Genomic DNA, 26512 nt, shown 5'->3' on the forward strand with positions numbered 1-26512 from the left:
AGGGTCACAGTAGTGCGTCAAACGATTGACGTTCCGCCATTTCCGATATTGCCGGTTTCTGAGATCCCGGCGTGTCGCTTATTGCGGGCGCACCGATTCCTTCTCGATAAGCACGCAGTGCATTTTCACGGGCTCCTCGCCGTCCAGCGGCGGGATCGGCGCAAGCATAAGCGGATTGGGCGTGGGCGCGATATCGCGATGTTCCACGATGCTGATGAGCTTGTCGGCGGCCCAATAGCCCATCTCATAGTGGGGCAGCGCGATCGTGGTCAGCTGTGGCGCGAAGGTTTCCGCAATGACGCGGTGGTTGTCCACACCGACAACGGAGATGTCCTTGCCGACGATCAGCCCTTGCCTTGCCGCACATTCATACACGTACCAGGCGCGCGAATCGTTGAAGCAAAAGAATCCGTCGGGATGCTGTTCGGCAAACAGGTGCTCCACCGCCCGCAACGCCTCTTCATTGCCGTCCACATTGCATACCAGAGCTTCGTTGAATTCCCTGCCGTGGTCGTCCAACGCGGCACGGTAACCTTCCAGTCGCCCGCGCTGGGCGATGATGGGGCCCGGCGTCGTGCAGCCGACATAGGCGATGTTGGCGCATCCGGCCTCGATCAGGCGTGTGGTGGCGTCGTAGCCGATGCGGAATTCGTCCGGCTCGATGGCGGGGAAGCGGTTGTCGCGGTCCGTGGCGTCGGCCAGGACCAGCGGATAGTCGGCCAGGCATTGCGGGATCGTGACCACGCGGTTCGACATGGCCGAATAGATGAACGCGTCGATGCCGTAGCGTTTCAACGCGAGCACTTCCTGCTCAACGGTGGCCGCGTCGTCGCCGCTGACGGTAATGAGCAAATATCCCAGTTCCCGCGCCGCGTCCTGCGCGCCCTGGATGATGCCGCCTGCATACGGCGTGGTCGCCACTTCCTCGCTGACGAATCCGATAATCGGGATTTTGTTGGTGCGCAAGGAACGCGCAAGCGCGTTGGGCTGATATCCGAGTTCCTGCGCAGTGGTGCGCACTTTGCGCGCGATGTCGGCTTTGACGCGCCCTTCGTCGCGGTGGTTGAGCACAAGGGAGACCGTGGAGACGGAAACGCCCGTACGCTCGGCAATTTGCTTCATGGTGACCATATGTTCCAGAGTAGCCACTGGTCAGACGCGACGCCATGGGAAAAGATCTGGAACAGATGTTTTCACTATGTGGACGCTATCTGCGGCCTGTACAAGGCCGTCAAGTATCGTGGCATATCAAGCGAATCGAACAGTACATCACAATCAGTCGGTTCGTGAATCATCGTAGGGAACATTTCATGGAAAGGACGGCACAAAAATGAACACCATCATCATCGAGGCCGGCGTCATGAACTGTGCTGTGTGCGCCTACGCCCGCCGTATGATCGGTATGGCCTGAGGGCCGTTTTATTTCTTTCCAATATTGCATGGGTGACCTGTAACGGTGCGCCGGCATGACCGGCCCGTCATCCAATCTTTCTCTCGCCGCTCGCCGTGGCGCAATTCATATATGTAAATTTATGAATTATTGATATTCCGCGATCCGAATCAAACGAATTGAATACGTATTCAGCATCGTCGGAATTGCATTGCCAAATATTGTAATTTTTTCACGATATTTCGCGACATATATGATTCGCCGATGACGTCTGCCGGGCGCATATACGGGTACCACCGTATCTTTTTCCCACTTTTTTCATACTTTTTCTCTATTTCCAGGAGCACTGTACCCATGACTACTATCGCCAATTCCATTAAGAAAACGATTGCAGTAACGTGCGCGGGCATTATCGCGCTGACCGCATGCGCCTGCGGATCCTCCTCCTCGCAATCGGGCCCCGCGGCCCATATCGCCACACCCACGGCCGACCACACCGTGCAGGTGAGCGTGGGCGTATGCCCCGGACCTTACGGAGACATGGTCAAGGACGTGATCGCGCCACTGCTCAAAGATGACGGCTACGACCTGACCGTCAAGGAATTCAACGACTATGTGCAGCCCGACAAGGCGCTCGCCTCCGGCAGCATCGACGCCAACCTCATGCAGCACATCAACTATCTGACCAAATTCCGCGCCGACAACAATCTCGATATCGCCTCCGTCGGCCAGGTCCCGACGCTCGGACTGGCCGCCTACTCCAAGAAATACGATTCGATCGACGCCATCCCCAACGGCGCGACCGTGGCCGTGGCCAACGACGGCTCCAATCTTGCGCGCACACTCGGCGTATTGCAACAGAACAAGCTCGTCACACTCAAAGACGGCGTGGACAGCACGAAAGCCAGCGTCTCCGACATCGCAAGCAACCCCAAGCAGCTGAACATCAAAACGCTTGATGCCGCCCAACTCGCGCGCTCGCTTGACACGGTGGACGTGGCGCTCGTTCCCGGCAACTACGCGTGGGCGGCCGGATTCGACCCGGCCGACGCGCTCGCCACCGAACAGCAAAGCGAAGGCGTGATCAACGTGTTCGCCGTACGCGGCGGCGATGTCGACTCCGACTTCGGCCAAAAGGTGAGGGAACTGCTCAACAGCGACGAATTTAAAAAAGCCATCGCCGACAGCGACTTCAAGGATTTCGGCAAACCGACCACATGGGCGTAAGCCAGCCGCAATGAACTGACACGGGAAACGGAAATACCAGGGAGCACAACATTATGGAACAGCCGGCACCAATTATTGAACTGCGCGACATCTGCGTACGATTCCAAGACGGCAAACGGACGGTCGACGCCGTCAAGCATGTGAGCCTGAACGTACGCAAAGGCGAAATTTTCGGCATTGTGGGATTCTCGGGCGCGGGAAAATCCACGCTCGTGCGCACGATCAACCTGCTTGAACGCCCCAGCGAAGGGCGCGTGATCATCTCAGGGCGCGACGTGACGGACCTGCGCGGCAAACAGCTGCGCGAACTGCGCCGCGACATCGGCATGATTTTCCAAGGGTTCAACCTCATCGGCAACGCTACGGTGGCGCGCAACATCGCGTTCGCGCTTAAAGCCGCCGGAGTCCCCAAACAGGCGCGCGAACCGCGCATCCGCGAACTGCTGGCGCTGGTGGGGCTGGAAGACAAGGCGGACGTGTATCCAAGCCAGCTGTCGGGAGGACAAAAGCAGCGCGTCTCGATCGCGAGGGCGCTCGCCAACAATCCGCAAATACTGCTGTGCGACGAGGCCACAAGCGCGCTCGACTTGGAAACCACTGAAGGCATTTTGTCACTGCTGCGGCGCGTGAACCGCGAACTTGGCGTCACCGTCGTGTTCATTACGCACCAGCTTGAAGTGGCGCAGCGCATATTCGACCGCGTGGCCGTGATGGAGTCCGGGCGCATCGTGGAACACGGCCCCACCTTCGACGTATTCCGCAACCCGCAAGAAACCGTAACGCGCGGCCTTATTGAGCAGTTCCTGCTCTCGTACCGCAACGTGGGCGCGCTGCTCAGCGAAGAAACAGGGGAGGCCGCATGAACTGGCAATCCACACTCGAGATTCTGCAAGACAATCTGGGCAAGGCGCTTGCCGACACGTTCTTCATGGTGTCGATCGCCACGGTGGTCGGCGTGGTGTTCGGCACGCTGCTGGCCATCGCGCTGTTCCTGACGCAACACCACCTGTTCTCCCCGAACGCGGCCGTCAACAATGTGGTCGGATTCGTGGTCAACGCCATCCGGTCCATGCCGTTCCTCATTTTGCTCGTGGTACTCATCCCGCTGATCCAGCTGATTATCGGCGACCCGTACACGCCGCTGGGCGGTGCGATCGCGCTATCAATCGCCGCCATCCCGTTCTTCGCGCGCATCGCCGAAAACTCGTTCACCGAAGTGGACTCGGGACTAATCGAAGCGGCCATCGCCACGGGCGCGCCCACACGCCAAATCCTGTGTGACGCCATATTCCCGCAAGCGCTGCCCTCGTTCATCCGCGGCATTGTGCTCACGGTCATCTCGCTGCTCGGCTATTCGGCCATGGTCGGCACGATCGGCGCGGGCGGGATCGGAGACATGGCCATCCAATTCGGCTACAACCGCTATGAAACGGGCGTGCTTATCGCCATCGTGGTACTGCTCGTCGTGCTTGTGCAAGTCATCCAATGGGTTGGCGACCTCATTGCGCGCGCGGTAATTCACTAACCCCCGCGAACCACCATGGAGACCTATAGAGGAAGCATATAGAGGAAGAAAGCACTATGACCCAGCACACGCCCTGGAATGCCGCGTCGATCACATTCTCGCCAACCGCACGCGCCATCGGGCCCAACGTATTCGAACATTCGATGACCATGGTCGCCCAGGCCCGGGCTGCCGGCCGCGACGTCATCGACCTGTCCGTCGGCAATCCCGACGCGTATCCCGCCCGATTCATCCGCGACGAAGCCGTTCGCGCGGTAAACGTGCCGGATAATGCGCGGTACGCGTCCTTCGACGGCAAACGCTCGTTCCTTGAGGCGGCCGCCCACTGGTATGAGGCCGAGCATGATGTGCGCCTCGACGCCAGCAAGGAACTCTTCGCCGTAGAAGGCGCCGTGGACGGGCTCGCCTCGCTGTTCAACGTGCTGGTGGACGCGGGCGATACCGTCGCGTTCACCGACCCGTACTATCCGAGCTACCACTGCATGACGGCCATGCTGCGCGGACGCGAACTGCATTTGCCCGCGCGAAGCGAGCTCGGATTCCTTCCCGACCTTGACGCCATAAGCCCCGAACAATGGGACGACGTGCAACTGCTCGTGCTCAACTATCCCAACAATCCCACAGGCGCCCAGGCGCCACGCTCGTTTTTCGAACGCGCCGTACAGCTCGCCAAAACGCACCATTTCGCGATCATCCACGATTTCGCCTATGCGGGCCTGGGCGTTGACGAACAGCAGTGCAGCATCCTGGGCGTGGACGGCGCTCGCGATGTGGCCGTCGAAATCGTGAGCCTTTCCAAAATGTATGGCATGGCCGGCTGGCGCGCAGGCTTCATCGCGGGCAACAGCGCGCTTGTGGCCGTCGCCAAACAATACCATTACCAAATGGGATCCATGGTCACCACTTTTGTGCAGGACGCGGGCGCCGCGGCGCTGAGGAGCGACCAAGAGTGCGTGCGCCATTTGGCGGCGTGCTATGGATGCCGCCGCGAGCTCGTGGAAGCGCCGCTGCGGGCCTTGGGATACGAAGTGTTCCCGGCCAGCGGCGGACTGTATACATGGATGCGCGCGCCGGCGGGGGGAGACGGGCCGTTCGTTCTCCTCGCGCCTGTTGCGCGAAGCGGACGTATGTGTGCTTGACGGCGCATGTTTCGGCGCGCAAGGGGAGCAGTGGGTGCGGCTGAGCCTGTTGCAACCCGAAGCGCGCCTCGCGCAGGCCGTGGATCGCGTGCGCGCATGCACCCGCGCCTGACGTTGCCATAGTCAGCATGAGGCGGTAGTTTGGAATGGTTAATCAAACCCCAAACCGTTCAAACCAGAAGGTGCATTGTGGCTGTTTCCAAACTCGATGAAGTCGTTTCCCTTGCGAAGCGTCGTGGTTTTGTATTCCCCGCCGGAGAGATTTACGGCGGAACGCGTTCCGCATGGGACTACGGTCCGCTGGGCGTGGCGCTGAAAGATAACATCAAGCGCGAATGGTGGCGCTCCATGGTGGTGACGCGTGGCGACGTCGTCGGCGTGGACACCTCCATCATCCTGCCGTCCGACGTGTGGGTGGCTTCCGGCCACGTGTCCGTATTCAACGACCCGCTGATCGAATGCCTCAGCTGCCATAAGCGCCAGCGCGCCGACAAGCTCGAGGAATCCTATGCCGAAAAGCATGGCGACAAGCTGCCGGAAAACGGTTTGAAGGACATCGCCTGCCCGTTCTGCGGCACGCGTGGCGAATGGACCGAACCGCGCGACTTCAATATGATGCTGCGCACGCACCTGGGCCCCGTCGAAGACGAGAACTCGCTGCACTACCTGCGTCCGGAAACCGCGCAGGGCATTTTCGTGGACTTTAAGAACGTGATGACCTCTTCGCGTTCCAAGCCGCCGTTCGGCATCGCCAACACGGGCAAGAGCTTCCGCAACGAGATCACGCCGGGCAACTTCATCTTCCGTACGCGCGAGTTCGAACAGATGGAAATGGAATTCTTCGTGGAGCCGGGCACCGACGAGGAATGGCAGCAGTACTGGCTCGACGCCCGTACGAACTGGTACCTCGATCTGGGCATCAAGCCGGAGAACCTGCGCCACTACGAGCATCCGAAGGAGAAGCTCGCCCACTACTCCAAGCGCACGGTGGACATTGAATACCGCTTCGGCTTCCAGGGCTCCGACTGGGGCGAGCTCGAAGGTGTGGCCAACCGCACCGACTTCGACCTGTCCGCCCACGCCGAGCACTCGGGCGAAGATCTGAGCTACTTCAACCAGGCCACGGGCGAGAAGTACGTGCCGTACGTCATTGAACCGGCCGCCGGCCTGAGCCGCTCGCTTATGGCGTTCCTCGTGGACGCCTACGACGTGGACGAGGCTCCGAACACGAAGGGCGGCGTGGACAAGCGCACCGTGCTGCGCCTCGACCCGCGCTTGGCCCCTGTCAAGGCCGCCGTGCTGCCGCTCAGCAAGAAGCCGCAGCTGCAGGAAATCGCCCACAATCTGGCCGCCGACCTGCGCCTGAACGACTGGATGATCGACTACGACGAGTCCGGCGCCATCGGCCGCCGTTACCGCCGCGAGGACGAAATCGGCACCCCGCTGTGCATCACCGTGGACTTCGACACGATCGACGACCAGGCCGTTACAATCCGTGAGCGCGACACCATGCAGCAGGAACGCGTCGCCCTCGACAAGGTCGCCGACTACGTGCGCGCCCGCATCGAGGACAAGCGCGTGCGCGTGCCGCAGAAGCCTGTCGAATTCGGTGGCGAAGCGTGGCCGGATTCGGTCAAGATCGCCGAAGCGGGCGGACTGTACTGATCGCGCCGCATTGATCGGTGCCGAATAATCCGGCATCGATTAAACACCGGCATAGTACTGATATATGAAGGCCTCCGCATCATGCGGAGGTCTTCATATTTTTCTATGCTGAATACGATATTGACGAAAGGAACGCACGTGAGCAGTAAAGGTCCGGAAACGGTTATTTCTGGCCGCCAGGATGAGATGATTCTCACCGCCGCGAATGAAACGGAACAATTGGATCCCCGTACGGACGCGACGGTCACGGACCGCAAAGTCCGGCTTGATCCCATGGAACTCGGCCCGCTGCACGTGCAGACTCCTGTTATTCTGTCCCCGATGGCCGGCGTGACGAACTGGCCGTTCCGCGTGATCTGTGAAGAATACGGTCCCGACGGCCTGTATGTGGCCGAAATGATCACGGCCCGCGCGCTCGTCGCGGGCAACCCCAAGGCGTTGCGCCTGTGCCGTTTCGCGCCCACGGAAAAGATCCGTTCGCTGCAGCTGTACGGCGTGAACCCGTCGATTATGGAACAGGCCGCGCGCATTGTGGTCGACAACAACATGGCCGACCATGTGGACCTCAACTTCGGATGTCCCGTGCCCAAAGTGACGCGTCGTGGCGGCGGTTCGGCTCTGCCGTGGAAAACGGACCTGTTCCAGGACGTGGTCTCGCGCGTGGTGGGCGTGTGCCAGGAAGCCAATATTCCCGTGACGGCCAAGATTCGCGTGGGTATCGACCACGAACACGAAACGTTCCATGAGGCCGGCAAAATCGCGCAGGAAGAAGGTTGCGCCGCCGTGACGCTGCACGCGCGCACCACGGCCGAATATTATGGCGGCCACTCCGACTGGACGCGCATCGGCGAGCTTGTGGAACAGCTGTCCATTCCAGTGTTCGGCAACGGCGACATTTGGGGCGCCGACGACGCGCTGGCCATGGTGGAGCAGACGGGCTGCGCGGGTGTGGCGATCGGCCGCGGCTGCCAGGGCCGTCCCTGGATTTTCGCGGACATCAAGCACGCGTTTGCGGGGGAGGACGAGCGTGTGCGCCCCGACCTCGGCGAAGTGTGCTCCGTCATGTTGCGTCATGCGCAGCTCATGTGCGAGTTCTACGACGGCGACGAACGTCAGGCCGTGCACGATATGCGCAAGCATGTGGCGTGGTATGTCAAGGGATTTCCTGTGGGAGGTTCCGTGCGCCGCGCGTTCATGGAATGCGAGAGCCTCGACGACATGCGCAAGGTGGTCGACACGCTCGACCTGTCCGCGACACTGTCCGAACGCGTGGTCGACAAGCCGCGCGGCCGTGTCCGTTTCGCACGCAAAGTGCACTTGCCGTACGGCTGGCTCGAGTCGCGCACGACCACGCACGACGAGCGTGAAACATTGTTCGGTGACGATCCGATGGATGCAAGCTATTAATTTCGGTTTTTTGCCGCGTTCCCGATTATTTTGCTCGGGTTTGTCGATTTATATTGTTGTATCGAGCACTCCGTATAGTAAGGACGTTGTTCTGTTCACTGATCGTGAACTGTCCGAGATATGAAACGGTCTTATTGCTGGCGAATAAAACGATAACAATGTACTTCAATGTTTCACACAAACAACTGGCGCTGGGGCACACGTACGTACTGAATCGTTATGGAAAACCATGGAGTGCTGCGAGGGAACATCGGCGAGACACGTATGTACGAAATGATCCAGAGTAAAGCGTAAATATATCGGTGAAAAAATAGGCGCAGTCGGCAATTATCACAATGTTTGCGATACAGTAGAGCAATAGACCGTGAGTGACAGGAGACTATGGTGAGCGAGATTGCCCAGTCAGACAATTTCAAAGACTACGACAGCTATGATTACGATCCATCTGCCGATGATGGCATGATGCCGTTCGAAGAAGAGACCATCATCAAGGTCATCGGCGTGGGCGGCGCCGGTGGCAACGCGATCAACCGAATGATTGACGACGGTCTTTCGAACGTGGGATTCGTGGCGATCAACACCGATAAGAAGGATCTGTTCTATTCTAAGGCCGACGCGAAGATCGCGTTGGTGGACAAGAACAGCCGCGGCCTGGGCGCAGGCGCCGATCCTTCCCGCGGCGAACGCGCCGCCGAGGCTCACAAGCAGGAAATCACCGAATGCGTGCAGGGCACCGACATGGTGTTCATCACGTGCGGTGAAGGTGGCGGCACCGGTACGGGCGCAAGCCCTGTGGTCGCCCGCGCGGCCAAGGAGGCCGGCGCACTGACCATCGCCGTGGTTACCCGTCCATTCTCGTTCGAAGGCCCGCAGCGCGCGGGTGCCGCGGCTGGCGGCATCGAGGCGCTGAGCCATGAGGTCGACGCGCTTATCGTGATCCCGAACGACCGCCTGCTCGAGCTGGGCGACCGTTCCATCACCGTCATGAACGCGTTCAAGGCCGCCGATTCCGCTCTGCTCGCTGGTGTGCAGGGCATTACCGACCTGATCACCATGGACAACCCGTACATCCACGTCGATTTCGCCGATGTGACGGCCGTCCTGCACGATTCGGGCTCCGCATTGTTCGGCATCGGTTCCGAGCAGGGCGAAGATCGCGCCATCAAGGCTGCAGAGAAGGCCATCAACTCCCCGCTGCTGGAATCCAGCATCGAGGGCGCCAGCGGCGTGCTGGTCAACGTGGCCGGCCCGACCGACTTGGGCATGTTCGAAGTCAACGACGCTGTGTCCATGGTCCGCAAGGCGGCCCATCCGGAAGCCCAGATCATTTGGGGTATGTCGCTTAACGACAGCTATGGCGACGAGGTCTCCGTCACGGTGATCGCCGCCGGATTCGACGCCAACAGCAACGTCGACCACAAGAAGGTTGAGGATCTCAAGCAGACCGCCGAGGACCAGGTCAACGAGTCCAAGAAGGCCGCCGAGCAGCCCGCTGCCACGCAGCAGCCGGCGCCGCAGCAGTCCCAGCCCGTGCAGCAGCCTGTGCAGCCGGCCGTTCCGCAGCAGACCCAGCAGCCCGTGCAGCCGGTCCAGCCCGCTGTGCAGCCGGTCCAGCCCGTGCAACCGGCGCAGCCGACCCAGCCTATGTATAATCCGAACTTCGGAGGCTATCCGTTGGGCAACGATCCCGCTGGGGATCTTGACCTCCCGGATTTCCTTCGCTAATTCACAAGCGTGAAAGAAAAGGGAACTGTCGATGCCTGCGTTAGGTAAACTCAAGACATATTTAGGTCTTTCCGACGTGGTGGACGAAAATGACGACGCCTACGTAACCGAGGAAGAGGACGAGGAATTGGAGTCCACGATCGAACCGGACTACACGCCGCAGTCTTCCGTGGCGCCGTCCGCATCCTCCCAGAAGTCCGCGAATCCGTTCGCGGGCAAGTTTAACAGGATCACGACGATCCAGCCGCGCAATTTCGACGACGCCCACTTGGTCGGCCGTTCGCTGTGCAGCGGCATTCCGGTGGTGCTCAATCTCGAGAGCCTGCCGAAGGACGTCGCGTTGCGCGTACTCGACTTTTCTACGGGTGTGGTGTTCGGTCTGTCCGGATCCGTGGAAAAGGTGACGTCCCGCGTCTACCTGTTGAGCCCGGCCCAAGTGAATATTGTGTCGGAAGAGGCGCAGGACGGCATGGCCCGCGATCTGTTCTCCGACTGAGCGCCCACAATAATAAATTTATAATTTAAGATTAAAAAAATACGGAGTTTTCGTAAAAACTCACCTGTCACCGGAGATCATGTTCTATCCCTTTTTATAGGCTTAGAGCATGATCTCTGCTTTTGTGTCGCTTGTGTTAGGCATTATCGACATCCTCATCGAGGCATACATTGCGGTATTGTTCGTCCGCATGATTCTCGACTGGGTGCAAGTGCTGGCGCGCCACTGGTATCCGCACGGGTTTGTGGCGACGCTTATCCGCATCGTCTACGCGCTTACGGAACCGCCATTGCGCTGGCTGCGCCGATATATCAAGCCTATCCCAATGGGACGCGTCTATTTCGATACGAGTTTCCTCGTATTGTATTTCGCGCTGATAGTGCTGCGCATTCTAATTTAAGTTCGGCAGCAGTCGAAAACAACGGCAAATCGCAGTGATGCGACATGTTTCGTGTTACCATCAGAAATTAAGTCCAATTTAGCGAGGCATTGCCCCAAAGTGAGGTGTATAATATGGCTCTTTTGACGCCTAATGACATTAGGGAGCATACCTTCCAGACTGTTCGTTTTAAGGAAGGTTATGACGTCGACGAGGTCGACGATTTTCTTGATCAGGTCACCGCTACGGTGGAAGCTTTGGGTCGCCAGGCGGTAGCCGGCGGAGCCGGTGGCCAGGCCACCCAGGCTCTTGGTCCGGATGTTTCCGCTCTTAACACCAAGATCTCGGAGCTGACTGCGCAGGTGCAGTCGCTTTCTCATGAAAACCAGAACCTTAAAGCAGCTGCCGCGGCTTCGAACGGCAACAACGAGCAGGCGGCCAAGGCCGTCGAGGCGGCCCGGTCCCAGGCGCAGGCCGTGGAAGGCAAGCTCAAGGAATCCGAGCAGAACAACCACGCGTTGACTTCCCAGAACGAGCAGCTCAAGGATCAGGTGGACCGTCTGTCCGCCCAGGTCGACCAGCTGACCGCCCAGGCGGCCAAGGACGCCGCCCAGCCGGATCTCGGTCGACAGATTTCCGAACTCACCAAGCAGCGCGACGAGCTGACGGCCGCGAACGCGAAGTTGCGTAGCGACCTCGACGCCGCCGAGCGCAATGGCGCCGACGCCGGAGCCCAGCAGGCCAAGATCCAGGAGCTCACCAAGCAGCTCAACGAGTCCAAGCAGCGCGAAGAGCATCTGCGCGACCAGGTCTCCAAGATGGAACCGAACACGGAGACGGGCAGCCTGCAGAAGATCAAGAGCGCCGCCGCCACCGCTTCCACCGAGCCGGAGCGCGCCACCGCCATGCTGACGCTGGCCATGCAGCTGCACGACCAGTATGTCGACAAGGGCAAGGCCAAGGCCAAGGAAATCACCGAAGAGAGCCAGCGCAAGTACGAAGACCTCATCACGAAGGCCAACGACTACTCGAACCGCACGCGTTCCGAAGCCGACGAGTACAACAAGCGCACGCACGAAGGCGCCGACGTCTACAGCAAGAAGACGCGCGACAACGCCGACGACTACTCGGCCTCCACGCGTTCCGACGCCGACAACTACGCGGCCCAGACGCGCGAAAACGCCGACACGTACATGAAGAACAAGCACGCCGAGGCTGACCAGTACGTGACGGACAAGACCGCCGAAGCCAACAACTACGCGGCCGCGAAGTCCAAGGAAGCCGACGACTACGCAGCCGGCAAGGAAGCTGAAGGCAACCGCTACGCCGAAGAGAAGAAGAGCGAAGCGGACAAGTACGTGATGGAACGTCACAACGAAATCGACGCGTACAAGGCCGACGCCGAGCACCACGCCGACGAGTACGACAAGAAGACGCGTACCGCCGCCGACGACTACTCCTCCAAGACGCGTGCTGCCGCTGACGATTACGCCCAGCAGGTGCGCGAGAACCTGGAGACGCAGTCCAAGGTCATTCAGGGCAACATCCAGGGCCTCAAGCAGTTCGAGACCGAATACCGTGCACGCCTCACCGAATTCCTCGGCCAGCTCCAGGCCCAGGTTTCGGACACGAACACCTACAACTCCGTTGAACAGAACAACTGAGGACTAGGGACGCACTCAATTGGCGAGCAAGTCTAAACAGCAAAGACGGCTGCGTGAACGCGTGGCCGTCTTTGCGTGTATATCTGTTATCGCGTTGATTCTCGACCAGCTCACCAAATGGTGGGCCGTCCATACGCTGCACGCGGGCGAGCAAGTGGTAATCATTCCGCGCATGCTGTCGCTTACACTCGTGCGCAACCCCGGCGCCTCGCTGGGCATGGGGTCGGGCATGACATGGCTGATCAGCCTTATCGCATGCGCCGCATGCGTGGTGCTGGTATGGCTTATGGTCAAAACGATTTCCATGGCGTGGACGGTAATGTTCGCCTTGGCGTTCTCGGGAGCGCTGGGCAACCTGATTGACCGCATCGCCTATGCGGACGGATTCCTCAACGGCAAGGTCATCGATTTTCTCAACTACGGCTGGTCCGTGGGAAACGTGGCCGACGTGTTCCTGTGCGTGGCGGGCGTGGGCATCGTGATCATGCTGATCGCGGGCGTCCCGTTCAGCCAAAAGGAACTCGACAGGGAAATCGCCCACTACAAGGAAAATGAGGCCGCTATGCTTCATGGGTCTTCGGGCCCAGTTCAGGAAGGATGACAAGCTTATGGAACACATGGTTCCTGCACCTGATGCGTTAATCGGCAAGCGTTTCGACGTGGCCGTGGCGAAGATGCTGGGGATTTCCCGCGCCAAAGCCGCCGACGTGGTGACCACGGGACAGGCGCGCGTGCTGGGACGCCATGTGGACAAGGCCGCCGCGCTGCAGGCCGGCGACCTCATTGAATTCGATCTCGTGGAGGAGCGCAAGGAACCCGAGCCGATCGCCACCGACATGCGCATCGTGTATGAAGACGACGATGTGGTGGTGGTCGACAAGCCCGTGGGCGTGGCCGCACACGCGTCGGTGGGATGGACGGGCCCGACGGTATTGGGTTCATTGCTCGACCGCGGCGTGCATATCACGTCGTATGGCGCTCCGGGACGCCAAGGCATCGTGTCGCGTCTTGACGTAGGCACGTCCGGACTGATGCTCGTATGCAAGTCCGAGTTGGCCTACAAGGAGATGCGCCGCCAATTCGCCGAGCATGAAGTGGTGAAAACCTACCACGCGTTGGCCCAAGGCAACCTCAAGGAAGACAAGGCCACCATCGAGCTCCGATCGGACGCGCCAAAGTGTCCGACTTCCGCTTCTGCGTCACGCCGGCCGGCAAGGAAGCCATCACGCATTGGGATGTGCTGGAACGCTTCGGCGAGGCGACATTGGCGAAAATCAATCTGGAAACGGGACGCACGCACCAGATCCGCGTCCATTTCTCCTCAATCGGCCATCCGCTGGTGGGAGACCCCATGTATGGGGCCAATCCCGTATTGTCGCATGAGCTGGGGCTGGAACGCCAGTGGCTGCACGCCATGCAGCTCGAGTTCCGACATCCGCGCACGCATGTGTGGACGACGGTTTCCTCCCAATACCCGGCCGACCTGCAACACGCGCTAGATACCATGCGTTCGCTGCATGCGGCGTGACAGCGCCAGCGCTCCCGTAACTATTGCGCCAATACAGCAGCCGACCGTGGGAATGGCTAGATAGAGTAGTGCAAGCATGACCAGCGCATCCAACGGATGGTAGACGCCACGGTTGAGATACGCATGCCCCGCAAGTTCCAGTGCTACAAACACTATTGACGCGATGGCCAGTGCGAGGCTCGTCACGGCAAGCGCGTCGCGCGCCGGACGGTTGGTGTGATGAAAGCGGACCATACTGCACCTCTTCGGATATGGGTGCTACCAGTGTGGTCCGCTTGGCGTCCGTTTGCAAGCGGAGGCGCAGTATGTGCACGGCGGTGCCTGGTATGCACAGCCACGATGTGTAAACGTGAATTTCCCGGAATGTTGTGACGCGGGCACTGGCGCCCGTCGGTTCGGTCTATTAAATTAGTGTGCTATGACTTCTTCCGGCAATTTTGTTCAGCTGCACAATCATACGCATTATTCGCTGCTCGACGGGGCCGCGAAAATCCCCGAGCTCGTGAGGGCTGCAAAAGATTTGAATATGCCGGCCATAGGCATTACCGACCATGGCAACATGCATGGCGCCTATGAGATGTGGAGCGAGGCCGTCAAGGTCGGTGTCAAGCCGATTATCGGCATTGAGGCGTACCAGACGCCGGAAACCGACAGGCATGACAAAACCGTGGTGTCGTGGGATAAGAATTGGGTTCCCGTGCCGCATCACCAGCGCAACCCCGATGACGTGTCGGGCGGCGGCCGCATCTGCCATTTGACGTTGTGGGCGGAGAACGACGAAGGCTTGGTCAATCTGTTCAAGGCGTCGTCCATCGCCAATCTCGAAGGCCGCGTGATGCGGTATCCGCGTATGGATTACGACACGTTGGAAAAGCATGCCAAGGGCGTGATCTGCGGCTCGGGATGCCCGTCCGGCGTGATCCAGACGCGTTTGAAGCTTGGCCAGTTCGACGAGGCGTTGCGTGCGGCGGGCAAGCTGCAGGACATTTTCGGCAAAGAGAATTTCTATATTGAGCTCATGGACCACGGGCTGACGGTGGAGCAGCGCGTGTTCAAGGAGCTGCTGGAGATCGCCAAGAAGCTGGACGCCCCGATTGTGGCCACGAACGACGCGCATTACGTGTTGCGCGAGGACGCGGGCGCCCAGGACGCGATGCTGTGCATCAACTCGGGCTCGCACCTCAACGACCCGGACCGTTTCAAGTTCGATGGCGAGCCGCTGTATTACTTGCGTTCCTCGGAAGAGATGCGCGAACTGTTCAAGGAACTCCCTGAAGCTTGCGACAATACGCTCGAGATCGCCGAACGCTGCAATGTGATGTTCGACGACCACGAGGACGGCGCGTTCATGCCGCAGTTCGACTGTCCGGAAGGCTGGGACGAGACGAGCCTGTTCCTCAAGAAAGTGGAGGAAGGCCTCGAGAAGCGCTATGACGGCAATGTGCCCGAAGATGTGGCCGCCCAGGCGGACTACGAGTGCGGCACGATTTGCCAGATGCAGTTCTGCGGCTACTTCCTCGTGGTGGCCGATTACATCAACTGGGCCAAGGAACATGGCGTCATGGTGGGGCCGGGCCGTGGCTCGGCCGCAGGTTCCATGGTCGCCTACGCGATGGGCATCACCGAACTCGATCCGCTTAAGCACGGCCTGATTTTCGAACGCTTCCTGAATCCGGAACGTGTGTCGCTGCCGGATATCGACGTGGACTTCGACCCGATCGGCCGCATGAAGGTGCTCGATTACGTGGCCGACAAGTACGGCCACGACCGTGTGGCCCAATGCGTGATTTACGGCACGATCAAAACGAAGCAGGCGCTCAAGGATTCCGCGCGCATCATGGGCTACGACTTTGCGACGGGCGAGCGCATCACGAAGGCGCTGCCGCCGAGCAAGAACGGCAAGGACGCGAGCCTCAAGGATATTTTCGACGAAACGTCGAAGCGCTATGAGGAGGCGCGCGAGTTCCGCGAACTGTACAATTCCGATGTCGACGCGCAGCAGATCACGCAGGAGGCGCGCGGTATCGAAGGCCTGATCCGCCAGACGGGTGTGCATGCGTGCGCCACGATCATGGGTTCCGAGCCCATCACGAACACGTCGCCGCTGCTGGAACGTACCGACGGCACGGTGACGACGACGCTCGAATACCATACGTGCGAAACGCTGGGCCTTGTGAAAATGGATTTCTTGGGCCTGTCGAACTTGACGGTGATCCGCGACACCTTGCACAACATTGAACGCAACGGCAAGGGCGTTATCGACCATACGCAAATCCCGATCGACGACAAGGAAACCTACCAATTGTTGAGCCGCGGTGAAACGCTGGGCGTGTTCCAGCTCGATTCCGACGGCATGCAGTCGTTGCTCAAAAGCTTGAAGCCCGACAACTTCAACGATATTTCGGCACTGATCGCCCTGTATCGTCCGGGCCCGATGGATATGGACTCGCACAACAACTATGCCAAGCGCAAGAACGGTTTGCAGGAGATCACGCCAATCCACCCCGAAGTGGCCGAACCGCTTAAAGAGGTGCTCGATGAAACTTACGGCCTGATCGTCTATCAGGAGCAGGTGCAGTCTGCCGCGCGTATCTTGGCGGGCTATTCGCTGGGCAAGGCCGACGTGTTGCGTCGAGCCATGGGCAAGAAGAAGCCCGAGGTGCTGGCCAAGGAGAAGATCCCGTTCTTCCAGGGCATGAAGGACCACGGGTATTCCGAAGAGGCCGCGCAGGCCGTGTGGGACATCCTCGTGCCGTTCTCGGGCTACGCGTTCAACAAGGCGCATTCGGCGGCGTACGGCCTCATTTCCTATTGGACCGCCTACCTCAAGTGCCACTATCCTGTGGAATTCATGGCGGCGTTGTTGGAAAACAACAAGAACAACAAGGACAAGACGGCCCTGTATTTGGGCGAGGCGCGCCGCATGGGCATCAAGGTGCTCTCGCCGGACGTGAACGAGTCGCAGTTCGAATTCTCCGCAGTCGGCGATGTGGTGCGTTTCGGATTGGGCGCCGTGCGCAACGTGGGCCAGGAGCCTGTCAAGGCGATTATTCACGAACGTGAGCAGGAAAAAGGCAAGTATGTCAATTTTGTCGATTTCGTGCGCCGCGTTCCGTTGACCGCGCTCAACCGGCGCATGGTCGAATCCCTGATCAAGGGCGGCGCGTTCGATTCGATCGAACCGAACCGTCGCGCCATCTACCAGATCCATGAAATGGCCATCGATTCGGTGATCGGCGTCAAACGCAAGGAGGCGACGGGACAGTTCGACTTGTTCGCCGATCTTGACGATTCCGAAAAAGAGGACACGTTGGGCGACATTACGATCACCGTGCCCGATTTGGAGGAGTGGGACAAGAAAACGAAACTCAATTTCGAACGCGAGATGCTGGGCCTGTATGTGTCCGATCATCCGCTAAGCGGCATGCAGTCCGTGCTCGCGAACTTGCGCGACATGTCGATCGCGCGCCTGATCGCTTCCGCACAAAACGGCGCCGACGGACAGCAGGTCACACTGGCTGGTCTGATCACGAACGTTGACCGGCGCGTATCGAAAAAAGGCGTGCCGTGGGCGCTGATCACGATCGAGGACATGGAAGGCTCCATCCACTGCACGCTGTTCCGTTCCGCATACGAGCGCGCCGCCGCAGACCTTGTGGTGGACAACGTAGTGCAGGTCCAGGGCCGCGTACGCGTGGAAGACGAAACCGTCCAACTCAACGTGAACGACCTTGTGGTGCCCACGCTTACGGCCCAGGACGAGCGTCCCGTAACGATCATGCTGCCCGTGGCGGCCATGGAGAAGCACCGCCTGCAGCAGCTGACGCATATTCTCGGCACCTATCCGGGCTACTGCGAAGTGCGTATCGCCGTCATGGACTCGAACGGTAACGCGCAAGTGTTCACGTTGGGCGACAAGTTCCGCGTGGAGCGCGACACCAGCCTGTTCGCCGAAATCAAGACGCTGTTCGGTCCGGCGGCCGTGGAAGCGTAGCACAGTTCACGCTCCTAAGCACGATGTGCCACTGAGGTCAACTTCAGTGGCACATCGTGAGACGCGCACAGGTTGCCCACCCGATTATTGTTACTCTTTCGCTCATGAGCGAAGAAACATACATGCGCGTCATCGACTTGCGCGACCAGGACCTTACCCGTTCCCAGCTGCTGGAAGCCATGCCGCGTGCCGAAATGGGCACGAGCGAGGCGAGCGAATTGGTGCAGCCGATTCTCGACAATGTCAAGGCCAACGGCGCCGCGGCATTGCGCGAATACGAGGAAGCGTTCGACCATATCCACGTCACGAATCTGCGCGTGCCCAAGGAAGCGATCCAGGCCGCCGTGGACGACTTGGATCCCGTGGTGCGCGCGGCCATCGAGGAGTCCGTGCGCCGCGCCCGCGCTGTGGCGCAAAGCCAGGTGCCCGAGCCGTTCTATACCGATCTGGCCGACGGCGCGCGCGTATCCGAACGCTGGATCCCGATCCAGCGCGTGGGCCTGTATGTGCCGGGAGGCAAGGCCGTATACCCGAGCTCGGTCATCATGAACGTGGTCCCAGCCCAGGCCGCCGGCGTCGAATCGCTGGCTATCGCCACGCCGCCGAGCAAGGCCACCAATGACGGTCTGCCGGACAAGACGATTCTCGCGACCTGCGCGATTCTCGGCGTGGATGAGGTCTATGCCGTCGGCGGCGCTCAGGCCGTCGCCATGTTCGCATATGGCGCCATGGGCACCGAACCGCAGGACGGTGTGGTCCTGTGCGAGCCCGTGGACAAGATCACGGGCCCGGGCAACATTTTCGTCGCCACGGCCAAGAGCATGGTGTCGGGCATTGTCGGCATCGACGCCGTCGCGGGCCCCACGGAAATCGCCATTATTGCGGACGACACGGCCAACCCGGGATGGGTGGCGGCCGACCTGATCGGGCAGGCGGAACACGACGAGCTCGCCGGTTCCGTGCTCATCACCACAAGCGAATCGTTGGCCGAAGCCGTACAAGCCGAACTGCTCAAGCGCGTCCCGCGTACGAAGCACGCCGAGCGTGTGGAAACCTCGCTGCGCGGCCGCCAGTCGGGCATCATTCTCGCGCGCGACCTCGCACAGGCCATTGACGCGGCCAACGCCTACGCCGCCGAACACTTGGAAGTGCAAACGGCCGACCCCGACGCCGTGATCGGCCAGATCCGCAACGCGGGCGCCATTTTCCGCGGCAACTATTCCCCGGTGCCGCTGGGTGACTACATGTCGGGCTCGAACCACGTGCTGCCCACCTCGGGCACGGCCCGCTTCATGAGCGGCCTGGGCGTGCACACGTTCATGAAGCCCGTCGAAATCATTGAATATGACGAAACGGGACTCAAGGACCTGGCCGCCAAGATCAACGCGTTCGCGGTGTCCGAAGACCTGCCCGCGCATGGCGAAAGCGTGCTGAGCCGCTTCGTCGTCGACCCGTATGACAAGGAAACGTTGGCCGAACAGGAAGAAGAAGCGGGACTATGAGCGACGCATCCATCATTCCCGCGGACCTGCCGCTGCGCAACGACCTGGTGGGGGAGGAGCCCTACGGAGCCCCGCAACTCGACGTGCCCGTATGCCTCAACGTGAATGAGAACCCCTATGACGTGGCCGACGCGGTAGCGGACTCCATCGCGCGCCGCGTACGTGAAGTGGCGCCCTCGCTCAACCGGTATCCCGACCGCGAGCATATCGCGTTGCGCGAGGCGTTGTGCCGGTATCTCGAGCGGGAATCGGGAGCCTCACTGAATGTGGATGAAGTGTGGGCGGCCAACGGGTCCAACGAAATCATGCTGCAACTGTTCATGGCGTTCGGTGGACCCGGCCGCAGCGCGCTGAGCTGCGATCCCACCTACTCGATGTACCCCGAGTATGCGCGCGACACGTTCACGCAATGGGAACTGTGCCCGCGCAACGCCGATTTCTCCATCGATGTGGCGGCCACCATGGAACGCATCGCGCAAGTGCGCCCATCCATGGTGCTCTTGACGAGCCCCAACAACCCGACGGGAACCCCGCTTCCCATGGACGAATTGCGCGCCATTCTCGACTACTGCCAGACGGTGGGTGTGGCGGATGCGGCCGAAGGCACGCATCCCGTGGTGGTCGTGGACGAGGCCTATATCGAATTCCGTGATCCGGGAGTGCCCAGCGCCGTAACGCTGGTCAACGACTACCCGAACCTCGTGGTGAGCCGCACGATGAGCAAGGCGTTCGCGTTCGCGGGCGCGCGCGTCGGATACGCGGTGGCCAACGCGGGCATCATCAACTGCATGCGCATCGTACGCATGCCCTACCACTTGTCCGCCGTCACGCAGGCCGTCGCGCTCGCCGCCCTCGACCATACCGACGAACAGCTCGCGCAAGTGGCCCATTTGCGCGACATCCGCAATGACACGGCCCAATGGCTCGCCGGCCAGACCTACCGCGGCATACCGCTGCAGGTGGCGCCCAGCCAGTCGAACTTCCTCATGTTCGGCGGATCGTTCGACGACCGCGACGCCATATTCAAGGATCTGCTCGGCCAAGGCGTGCTCATCCGCGTGGTGGGACCCGACGGATGGATGCGCGTATGCATGGGCACGGACGAAGAAATGGAACAGTTCAAAACCGCATTGACGCAAACGCTGCGCCGCATGGAACAGGACGCCTGACGCCGTTCGCGTCGGTAAAGGAGAAACTATGGCACGCACCGCACACATCGTCCGCGAAACCAGCGAATCCTACGTGGACCTCACGCTGAATCTGGACGGTACGGGCAAAACCGACATCGACACCTCCGTACCGTTCTTCAACCACATGATGACGGCGCTGGGCAAGCATTCGCTGATCGACCTGACGATCCGCGCCCACGGCGACACCGATATCGACGCGCACCATACGGTGGAGGACACGGCCATCGTGTTCGGCGAGGCGTTGCGCGCCGCGCTCGGCGACAAGCGCGGCATCCGCCGGTTCGCGGACGCGACCGTGCCGCTCGACGAGGCGCTCGCCAAAGCCGTGGTGGACGTGTCGGGCCGTCCGTACTGCGTATGTTCGGGGGAGCCGGAAGGCTTCCAATACTGCATGATCGGCGGCCATTTCACGGGTTCCCTTGTACGCCATGTGATGGAGTCGATTGCGTTCCATGCGCAAATCTGCCTACATTTACATGTGATATCAGGAAGGGATCCGCACCATATCGCGGAAGCGGAATTCAAGGCGTTGGCCCGCGCGTTGCGGTTCGCCATCGAGCCGGACCCGCGCGTCGACGGGATCCCCAGCACGAAAGGCGCATTGTAATGGCGGAACATAACGACGATGCATTCTCGGACGACGGACTGCATTTTGATGATGCACAGCTCGAGGCCGCGCTCTCGGACTTCGAAAAGGAGTTCCAAGAGCAGGAAACCTCGCAGGACCATGGCTCAGACGAAGCGGGCGTAGCCGATTCCGGCTCCGACGATTCGGACATGGTGCACGCCGCCGAGGACGCATTGCGTTTTGACGAAGATCTCGAAGGCCTGCTGGGCAACCGCGCCAAAGTGGCCATGCTCATCACGCGCATCACGGCCGCAGAATTGCTCGCGGCCTTCTGCCAGATCTCCGACATTTCCGCCACTTGCGTGGAATCGCACCAGGGCGCAGTGGCTCTGCTGCACAACCTTGACGGCGACGGCCCGGAAGCGGCCGCGCGCGACCTGACACAAGTCGTGTCGGGACTCGGCGTGATCCTCGCCGTCAACCGCGCCGACAAACTGGAAACCACCGTGTACCTGGACGGCAACGCGGGACAGACCATGGCGCCTCCGATCGTGTTCACCACCACGGAACCGTTCGTGGAAGACCTCATGCTCGGCATCGACACCCCGCAAGGCGTCATCGATTCGGGCCGCCCCGTCCACGAGTCGGGCGATTTGACCACCGAGCAGGCTTACGACGTGCTCGCCAAATATTTACACACGAAGTGGCACTGACCCCGCGCCACCGGGCGCCGCTTGCGCAAGCGCAATAACGCAACAAGGAGCAGCAATGACCTCAATAGTGGTGTTCGACTACGGCTTCGGCAACGTGCGGTCGATGGTTCGCGCGCTGGCGAACCTCGGCGTCGACGTGTCGCTTACCGCCAACCCCGTGCAGGCCATGGAGGCCGACGGGCTCGTGGTGCCCGGTGTGGGCGCGTTCGCCGCATGCATGCGCGGTCTTCACGCCGCGGGCGGCGACGACATTGTGCACAGGCGGCTGCGTGACAACCGTCCCGTGCTCGGCGTGTGCGTGGGCGAGCAGATCATGTTCGCGGCCGGCAACGAGCATGGCGAACATGCCGAGGGACTGCACCTGATTGATGGGGAAGTGGTGCGGCTGGACGCCGACGTGGTGCCCCATATGGGCTGGAACACCGTTGAGGCCGCTCCCGGATCCGTACTCATGCGCGGCGTGGAAAACGAACGCTTCTATTTTGTGCACTCCTATGCCGCCACACATGCCGATCCGCTTCCCGAAAGCGAAGCTGCCAACGTGGGCCATGCGTTCGCCCAAGCGGACCAGTGCGTGAGCTACTGCGAGTACGGGCGCGGCCCCTTCGTGGCCGCCTACGAGCGCGGACCGCTTTCCGCCACGCAATTCCACCCCGAAAAATCGGGAGAAGCCGGCGCGCAACTGCTGCGCAACTGGATCGGCACGATGCGCGCCTGACGCGCCGTCATAAACCGACCAACCGCTACGGATACCGACCGTCCACCATTACCCACCACCACTACTGACAAGGACAGGCCAATGACGCTCACGCTACTTCCCGCCATCGATGTACGCAACGGAAAGGCCGTGCGCTTGCGCCGCGGCGAATCGGGCACGGAAACCGATTACGGCACCCCGCTGGACGCTGCCGCACAATGGGCCGACCAGGGCGCCACATGGATCCATCTCGTAGATCTCGACGCAGCTTTCGACACGGGCGACAATCGCGATATCGTCACGCAGATCGTGCGCAATTTCGGCGACCGCGTCCATATTGAAGTTTCGGGAGGCATCCGCAACACGGCGGCGCTCGAAGGCATGCTGGAAGCGGGCGCGAGCCGTGTGAGCATCGGCACGGCCGCCATGGAGCAGCCCGAATGGACGGCTTCGATGCTGGCACAGTACGCCGAACGTGTCGCCATCGGACTCGATGTCAAAGGTCACACCGTCGCTTCGCACGGCTGGGTCAAGGACGCGGGCAACCTGTTCGACGCGCTCGACTTCTTCAACAACGCCGGCTGCACGCGGTATGTGGTCACCGACGTGGCGCGCGACGGCATGCTGAGCGGCCCGAATCTCGAACTGCTTGCCGAGGTGGCGCGCCACACCGACGCGCGCGTGACAGCTTCGGGCGGCATCGCGACGCTGGAAGACCTGGAGCATCTCAAGGAACTCGTGCCGCTGGGCGTGGACGCCGCGATTCTCGGCAAGTCGCTGTATTCGGGCGCGTTCACGTTGCGTGAGGCGCTCGAAGTGTCGCGTTAGGTCAGTCCTTGGAGCATGGCAGCGTGCCGTCCGCGATAAGTTCGCGGAACACCGCGTAATCCTCGTCGTTCTGGTCCGCGTACGAGTCCGCGAAGCTCATCATGGCCACGTCGAACGAGTCGGAGCCTCCCAGATAGTTCGCGATGGCCACGCTGTCTCCCGTACGGGCGTGCGCGTGGGCGAGGCACCATGCGCACATGCGCGCCAAATCGGTCAGCGACTGCTCGGTCAAATGGTCGATGTCGATCGACCCTTTGCCGTTCCACAATTGGCGTACGTAATAGTCGCGCGTGTGCCCGTCGCGCGGCGTGAATTTCGTCCATCCGAGCAGAATGTCGGCCGTGGTCTGGATGATCTTCTGTCCCTGCACGACTCGTTCGCCGTGCGACGGGTACTGGTTGCGGCCCACGAAACGTTCGAGTACGGATTCGGTAGCTTCCTTCATCTGCAGCATCAGCGGATCGTCAATATCGCGGCCCGTCAAGACGCTGACCCACGCGCGCGTGCCGACGGAACCGACGCCCACGACTTTACGGGCCGTGTCATGGTAATGGTACTGTTCCAGCACATGGCGGCGGTCCTCATACAAGCTGTCGCGATACGCGGCGAACAGCTGGTGGATGCGGTCCCTGAGACTTTCGAGATCCTCATATCCGCGCAGTTCGCTGATCGGGACGAGTTCGGGAGGCATCGACTTGAATCGCAGACGCCCGTCGATTTCGGTAGTGAGTTTGCCCGTGGCGCGCTCCGAATCTTTCGATTTCGCCTTCATGACGGCGGCACGCAACGTGCGGTTGCGCCGGCCGTCCGACTCCGATTCGAAATAGTCGAGCGTGTTCTCGACATCCAGATGGTCGTACCACATGTCCAGATAATCCATGTTCGCGAACTCGTCCATGAATTCGCGGTACGCGCGCACGCACGCCTTGACGGCATGGTGGCACTGGTCGGCATGCAATTTGTTGGCGCGGCCACAGATTTCCACGGACGCGGCGAGACGTTTGATGTCCCATTCCCACGGTCCCGTGGTCGTCTCGTCAAAATCGTTGATATCGAAAACCAGATGCATCGTCGGCGAATAGAAAATGCCGAAATTGCCGATATGCGCGTCGCCTACACATTGGACGGGGATGCCCGTGACAGGGGTTTTCGCCAAATCGTTGGCCATGATCAGCGCCGTGCCGCGGAAGAACGTGAACGCGGACTGGCTCATGCGCCAGTAGCGCAATGGCACGAGGTCGGGGACACGCGAAGCGCTTTGCTCCTCGAGCAGCCCGATCACATCACGCCGGTTCGGTGCCAGATGCCAATAGGCGTGCGTTTGCAGCGGAACGTCCTGGCGCAGCCGGATGCCGGCCTGCCCGCGTTCGCGAACGGAAGAGTATGGTTGCCAGCGCGTCATGTCGATAACCGGACGGTCGGCGCTTGATTGCACAAGATTGCCCATAAGCCCATATGTTAACGGAATCTGTAACATACGGATGCAACGATGAACGCTATGGATAAACAACAAGAATTCGTGTTGCGTACGGTTGAGGAACGCGACGTTCGATTCATTCGCTTGTGGTTTGCCGACGTGCTCGGAACATTGAAATCCGTGGCGATTTCTCCTACGGAGTTGGAAGCGGCGTTCGAAGAGGGGATCGGCTTCGATGGCTCCGCGATCGAGGGCATGACGCGCGTGTTCGAAGACGATATGATCGTGCGTCCCGATCCGACCACGTTCCAGATTTTGCCATGGCGTGGCGGCCCGCAAGGTACGGCGCGCATGTTCTGCGACATTTACACGCCAGACGGGTCGCCGTCCCTGGCGGACCCGCGCCATGTGATCCGCAAGACGCTCGCGCAGGCCAAGGAAAAGGGCTTCGCGTTCTACGTGCACCCGGAAATCGAGTTCTACCTGTTCAAGAAGCAGGAGGACTGGTCCCAGCCTCCGACGCCGATCGACGATGGCGGCTATTTCGACCATGTGCCGCGCAGCCCCGGCATGGACTTCCGCCGTGCCACGGTGAACATGCTCGAACAGATGGGCATTCCCGTGGAATATTCGCACCATGAGGCGGGTCCGGGCCAGAACGAAATCGATTTGCGCTTCGCCGACGCGCTCACGATTTCGGACAACATCATGACGTTCCGCACCGTGGTCAAAGAGATCTCCCTGGAGCGCGGCATTCACGCCAGCTTCATGCCCAAGCCGCTGACGCATGCGCCGGGATCGGGCATGCATTCGCATTTGAGCCTGTTCGAGGGCGATACGAACGCGTTCTACGAAGCGGGCCAGGAATTCAACATGTCGTTGACGGCGCGCCAGTTCGCGGCCGGCATTTTGCACCACGCCGCGGAAATCAGCGCCGTAACCGACCAGTATGTCAATTCCTACAAGCGCTTGTGGGGCGGCAACGAGGCGCCGAGCTACATTTGCTGGGGCCACAACAACCGTTCGGCCCTGTTGCGCATTCCGCAATACAAGCCGGGCAAGGGCAACTCGTCGCGCATCGAATATCGTGCGCTCGATTCGGTATGCAACCCGTATTTGGCGTACTCGCTGCTGCTCGCCGCTGGTCTCGACGGCATTGACAAGAAAATGCAGTTGGGTGAGCCCACAAGCGACGACGTATGGGAGCTGACCGACGAGGAACGCCAGGCGATGGGCATTCAGCCGTTGCCGGGTTCGTTGGGCGACGCCGTGAAGATTATGGAGAAGTCCGATTTCGTGGCCGATGTGCTGGGCGAGCACGTGTTCGACTACTTCATCCGCAACAAGCGCCAGGAATGGCACGAGTACCGCGAACAGGTCACGCCGTTCGAATTGCGCAAGTATTTGCAAAAGCTCTAACGCACGAGCTTAAGGTGGTCGGGGACCGGAGCCGCAACA

The 26512-nt window shown here is 60.5% G+C and carries 20 protein-coding genes and 3 pseudogenes; 20 read left to right on the forward strand and 3 right to left on the reverse strand.

What is annotated here, in order from left to right:
• Positions 1-78 precede the first annotated feature (78 nt).
• On the reverse strand, positions 79-1131 hold the full coding sequence (locus BMAGN_RS00975; RefSeq protein WP_022859557.1) for a LacI family DNA-binding transcriptional regulator: 1053 nt from the start codon (positions 1129-1131) through the stop codon (positions 79-81).
• Positions 1132-1744: 613 nt separating this feature from the next.
• Here BMAGN_RS00975 and BMAGN_RS00980 point away from each other — a divergent pair.
• From BMAGN_RS00980 to BMAGN_RS01035, 12 genes and pseudogenes are all read left to right on the forward strand, one after another.
• On the forward strand, positions 1745-2617 hold the full coding sequence (locus BMAGN_RS00980) for a MetQ/NlpA family ABC transporter substrate-binding protein (protein WP_022859559.1): 873 nt from the start codon (positions 1745-1747) through the stop codon (positions 2615-2617).
• 53 nt (positions 2618-2670) lie between these two features.
• A pseudogene (locus BMAGN_RS00985) lies at positions 2671-3423 on the forward strand (methionine ABC transporter ATP-binding protein); the annotation flags it as partial.
• A gap of 53 nt (positions 3424-3476) precedes the next feature.
• The gene (locus BMAGN_RS00990) at positions 3477-4142 is read left to right on the forward strand and encodes a methionine ABC transporter permease (RefSeq protein ID WP_022859560.1); all 666 of its coding nucleotides are present in this window, start codon (positions 3477-3479) and stop codon (positions 4140-4142) included.
• Between the two features lie 56 nt (positions 4143-4198).
• Positions 4199-5393 (forward strand): annotated as a pseudogene (locus BMAGN_RS00995) (pyridoxal phosphate-dependent aminotransferase).
• Positions 5394-5470: 77 nt separating this feature from the next.
• The gene (locus tag BMAGN_RS01000) at positions 5471-6946 is read left to right on the forward strand and encodes a glycine--tRNA ligase (protein WP_026501961.1); all 1476 of its coding nucleotides are present in this window, start codon (positions 5471-5473) and stop codon (positions 6944-6946) included.
• A 186-nt stretch (positions 6947-7132) separates the two neighbouring features.
• Positions 7133-8353, forward strand: coding sequence for a tRNA dihydrouridine synthase DusB (gene dusB, locus BMAGN_RS01005; protein WP_081640863.1), 1221 nt, complete (start codon positions 7133-7135; stop codon positions 8351-8353).
• 381 nt (positions 8354-8734) lie between these two features.
• Positions 8735-10078: a cell division protein FtsZ gene (ftsZ, locus tag BMAGN_RS01010; RefSeq protein ID WP_022859563.1), complete on the forward strand. Its 1344-nt coding sequence runs from the start codon at positions 8735-8737 to the stop codon at positions 10076-10078.
• Positions 10079-10109: 31 nt separating this feature from the next.
• Complete coding sequence (locus tag BMAGN_RS01015) at positions 10110-10574, forward strand: cell division protein SepF (protein WP_022859564.1); 465 nt, start codon at positions 10110-10112, stop codon at positions 10572-10574.
• 109 nt (positions 10575-10683) lie between these two features.
• Positions 10684-10974, forward strand: a complete 291-nt coding sequence (locus BMAGN_RS01020) for a YggT family protein (RefSeq protein WP_022859565.1) — start codon at positions 10684-10686, stop codon at positions 10972-10974.
• A 113-nt stretch (positions 10975-11087) separates the two neighbouring features.
• Positions 11088-12617 carry a DivIVA domain-containing protein gene (locus BMAGN_RS01025; protein ID WP_022859566.1) on the forward strand — a complete coding sequence of 510 codons (1530 nt, stop codon included), beginning with the start codon at positions 11088-11090 and terminating at the stop codon, positions 12615-12617.
• A gap of 19 nt (positions 12618-12636) precedes the next feature.
• Complete coding sequence (gene lspA, locus BMAGN_RS01030) at positions 12637-13218, forward strand: signal peptidase II (RefSeq protein WP_022859567.1); 582 nt, start codon at positions 12637-12639, stop codon at positions 13216-13218.
• A gap of 7 nt (positions 13219-13225) precedes the next feature.
• Positions 13226-14145, forward strand: a pseudogene (locus tag BMAGN_RS01035) (RluA family pseudouridine synthase).
• On the opposite strand, the gene BMAGN_RS08245 reads toward BMAGN_RS01035, so the two are convergent.
• The gene (locus BMAGN_RS08245) at positions 14113-14379 is read right to left on the reverse strand and encodes a hypothetical protein (protein ID WP_152593249.1); all 267 of its coding nucleotides are present in this window, start codon (positions 14377-14379) and stop codon (positions 14113-14115) included. The pseudogene BMAGN_RS01035 and the gene BMAGN_RS08245 overlap by 33 nt on opposite strands.
• Positions 14380-14563: 184 nt before the next feature.
• Between BMAGN_RS08245 and dnaE the strand changes: the two genes are divergently transcribed.
• From dnaE to priA, 7 genes are all read left to right on the forward strand, one after another.
• Positions 14564-18139 carry a DNA polymerase III subunit alpha gene (dnaE, locus tag BMAGN_RS01040; RefSeq protein WP_022859569.1) on the forward strand — a complete coding sequence of 1192 codons (3576 nt, stop codon included), beginning with the start codon at positions 14564-14566 and terminating at the stop codon, positions 18137-18139.
• A gap of 104 nt (positions 18140-18243) precedes the next feature.
• A complete protein-coding gene (gene hisD, locus BMAGN_RS01045; protein WP_033510603.1) occupies positions 18244-19641 on the forward strand; it encodes a histidinol dehydrogenase in 1398 nt (465 codons plus the stop codon).
• Entirely contained in the window at positions 19638-20810 is a 1173-nt protein-coding gene (locus BMAGN_RS01050; RefSeq protein WP_022859571.1) for a histidinol-phosphate transaminase, read from the forward strand. Before hisD ends, BMAGN_RS01050 begins: the two co-directional genes overlap by 4 nt.
• A 28-nt stretch (positions 20811-20838) precedes the next feature.
• Positions 20839-21438 carry an imidazoleglycerol-phosphate dehydratase HisB gene (gene hisB / locus BMAGN_RS01055; protein WP_022859572.1) on the forward strand — a complete coding sequence of 200 codons (600 nt, stop codon included), beginning with the start codon at positions 20839-20841 and terminating at the stop codon, positions 21436-21438.
• The gene (locus tag BMAGN_RS01060) at positions 21438-22112 is read left to right on the forward strand and encodes a hypothetical protein (RefSeq protein ID WP_022859573.1); all 675 of its coding nucleotides are present in this window, start codon (positions 21438-21440) and stop codon (positions 22110-22112) included. Before hisB ends, BMAGN_RS01060 begins: the two co-directional genes overlap by 1 nt.
• Before the next feature lie 55 nt (positions 22113-22167).
• Positions 22168-22830: an imidazole glycerol phosphate synthase subunit HisH gene (gene hisH / locus BMAGN_RS01065; protein ID WP_022859574.1), complete on the forward strand. Its 663-nt coding sequence runs from the start codon at positions 22168-22170 to the stop codon at positions 22828-22830.
• Positions 22831-22911: 81 nt separating this feature from the next.
• On the forward strand, positions 22912-23637 hold the full coding sequence (gene priA, locus BMAGN_RS01070; RefSeq protein ID WP_022859575.1) for a bifunctional 1-(5-phosphoribosyl)-5-((5-phosphoribosylamino)methylideneamino)imidazole-4-carboxamide isomerase/phosphoribosylanthranilate isomerase PriA: 726 nt from the start codon (positions 22912-22914) through the stop codon (positions 23635-23637).
• A gap of 1 nt (position 23638) precedes the next feature.
• Here priA and BMAGN_RS01075 read toward each other — a convergent pair whose 3' ends face one another.
• Entirely contained in the window at positions 23639-25084 is a 1446-nt protein-coding gene (locus BMAGN_RS01075) for a DUF2252 domain-containing protein (RefSeq protein ID WP_022859576.1), read from the reverse strand.
• Positions 25085-25135: 51 nt separating this feature from the next.
• On the opposite strand from BMAGN_RS01075, the gene glnA reads away from it, so the two are divergent.
• On the forward strand, positions 25136-26473 hold the full coding sequence (gene glnA, locus BMAGN_RS01080) for a type I glutamate--ammonia ligase (protein WP_022859577.1): 1338 nt from the start codon (positions 25136-25138) through the stop codon (positions 26471-26473).
• Positions 26474-26512: the final 39 nt, after the last annotated feature.

Origin of the sequence: Bifidobacterium magnum, from assembly GCF_000741255.1 — a bacterium.
Classification (GTDB): Bacteria; Actinomycetota; Actinomycetes; order Actinomycetales; family Bifidobacteriaceae; genus Bifidobacterium; species Bifidobacterium magnum.

What these genes read in the sequence shown, in the direction of transcription:
- hisB (WP_022859572.1), top strand. Translation starts at nt 20,839, where the DNA reads ATGGCACGCACCGCACACATCGTCCGCGAAACCAGCGAATCCTACGTG.
- BMAGN_RS01020 (WP_022859565.1), top strand. Translation starts at nt 10,684, where the DNA reads ATGATCTCTGCTTTTGTGTCGCTTGTGTTAGGCATTATCGACATCCTC.
- BMAGN_RS00975 (WP_022859557.1), bottom strand. Translation starts at nt 1,131, where the DNA reads ATGGTCACCATGAAGCAAATTGCCGAGCGTACGGGCGTTTCCGTCTCC.
- glnA (WP_022859577.1), top strand. Translation starts at nt 25,136, where the DNA reads ATGGATAAACAACAAGAATTCGTGTTGCGTACGGTTGAGGAACGCGAC.
- BMAGN_RS00990 (WP_022859560.1), top strand. Translation starts at nt 3,477, where the DNA reads ATGAACTGGCAATCCACACTCGAGATTCTGCAAGACAATCTGGGCAAG.
- BMAGN_RS01025 (WP_022859566.1), top strand. Translation starts at nt 11,088, where the DNA reads ATGGCTCTTTTGACGCCTAATGACATTAGGGAGCATACCTTCCAGACT.
- BMAGN_RS01060 (WP_022859573.1), top strand. Translation starts at nt 21,438, where the DNA reads ATGGCGGAACATAACGACGATGCATTCTCGGACGACGGACTGCATTTT.
- BMAGN_RS00980 (WP_022859559.1), top strand. Translation starts at nt 1,745, where the DNA reads ATGACTACTATCGCCAATTCCATTAAGAAAACGATTGCAGTAACGTGC.
- BMAGN_RS08245 (WP_152593249.1), bottom strand. Translation starts at nt 14,379, where the DNA reads ATGGTCCGCTTTCATCACACCAACCGTCCGGCGCGCGACGCGCTTGCC.
- hisH (WP_022859574.1), top strand. Translation starts at nt 22,168, where the DNA reads ATGACCTCAATAGTGGTGTTCGACTACGGCTTCGGCAACGTGCGGTCG.
- BMAGN_RS01075 (WP_022859576.1), bottom strand. Translation starts at nt 25,084, where the DNA reads ATGGGCAATCTTGTGCAATCAAGCGCCGACCGTCCGGTTATCGACATG.
- hisD (WP_033510603.1), top strand. Translation starts at nt 18,244, where the DNA reads ATGAGCGAAGAAACATACATGCGCGTCATCGACTTGCGCGACCAGGAC.
- dnaE (WP_022859569.1), top strand. Translation starts at nt 14,564, where the DNA reads ATGACTTCTTCCGGCAATTTTGTTCAGCTGCACAATCATACGCATTAT.
- dusB (WP_081640863.1), top strand. Translation starts at nt 7,133, where the DNA reads ATGATTCTCACCGCCGCGAATGAAACGGAACAATTGGATCCCCGTACG.
- priA (WP_022859575.1), top strand. Translation starts at nt 22,912, where the DNA reads ATGACGCTCACGCTACTTCCCGCCATCGATGTACGCAACGGAAAGGCC.
- BMAGN_RS01015 (WP_022859564.1), top strand. Translation starts at nt 10,110, where the DNA reads ATGCCTGCGTTAGGTAAACTCAAGACATATTTAGGTCTTTCCGACGTG.
- BMAGN_RS01050 (WP_022859571.1), top strand. Translation starts at nt 19,638, where the DNA reads ATGAGCGACGCATCCATCATTCCCGCGGACCTGCCGCTGCGCAACGAC.
- ftsZ (WP_022859563.1), top strand. Translation starts at nt 8,735, where the DNA reads ATGGTGAGCGAGATTGCCCAGTCAGACAATTTCAAAGACTACGACAGC.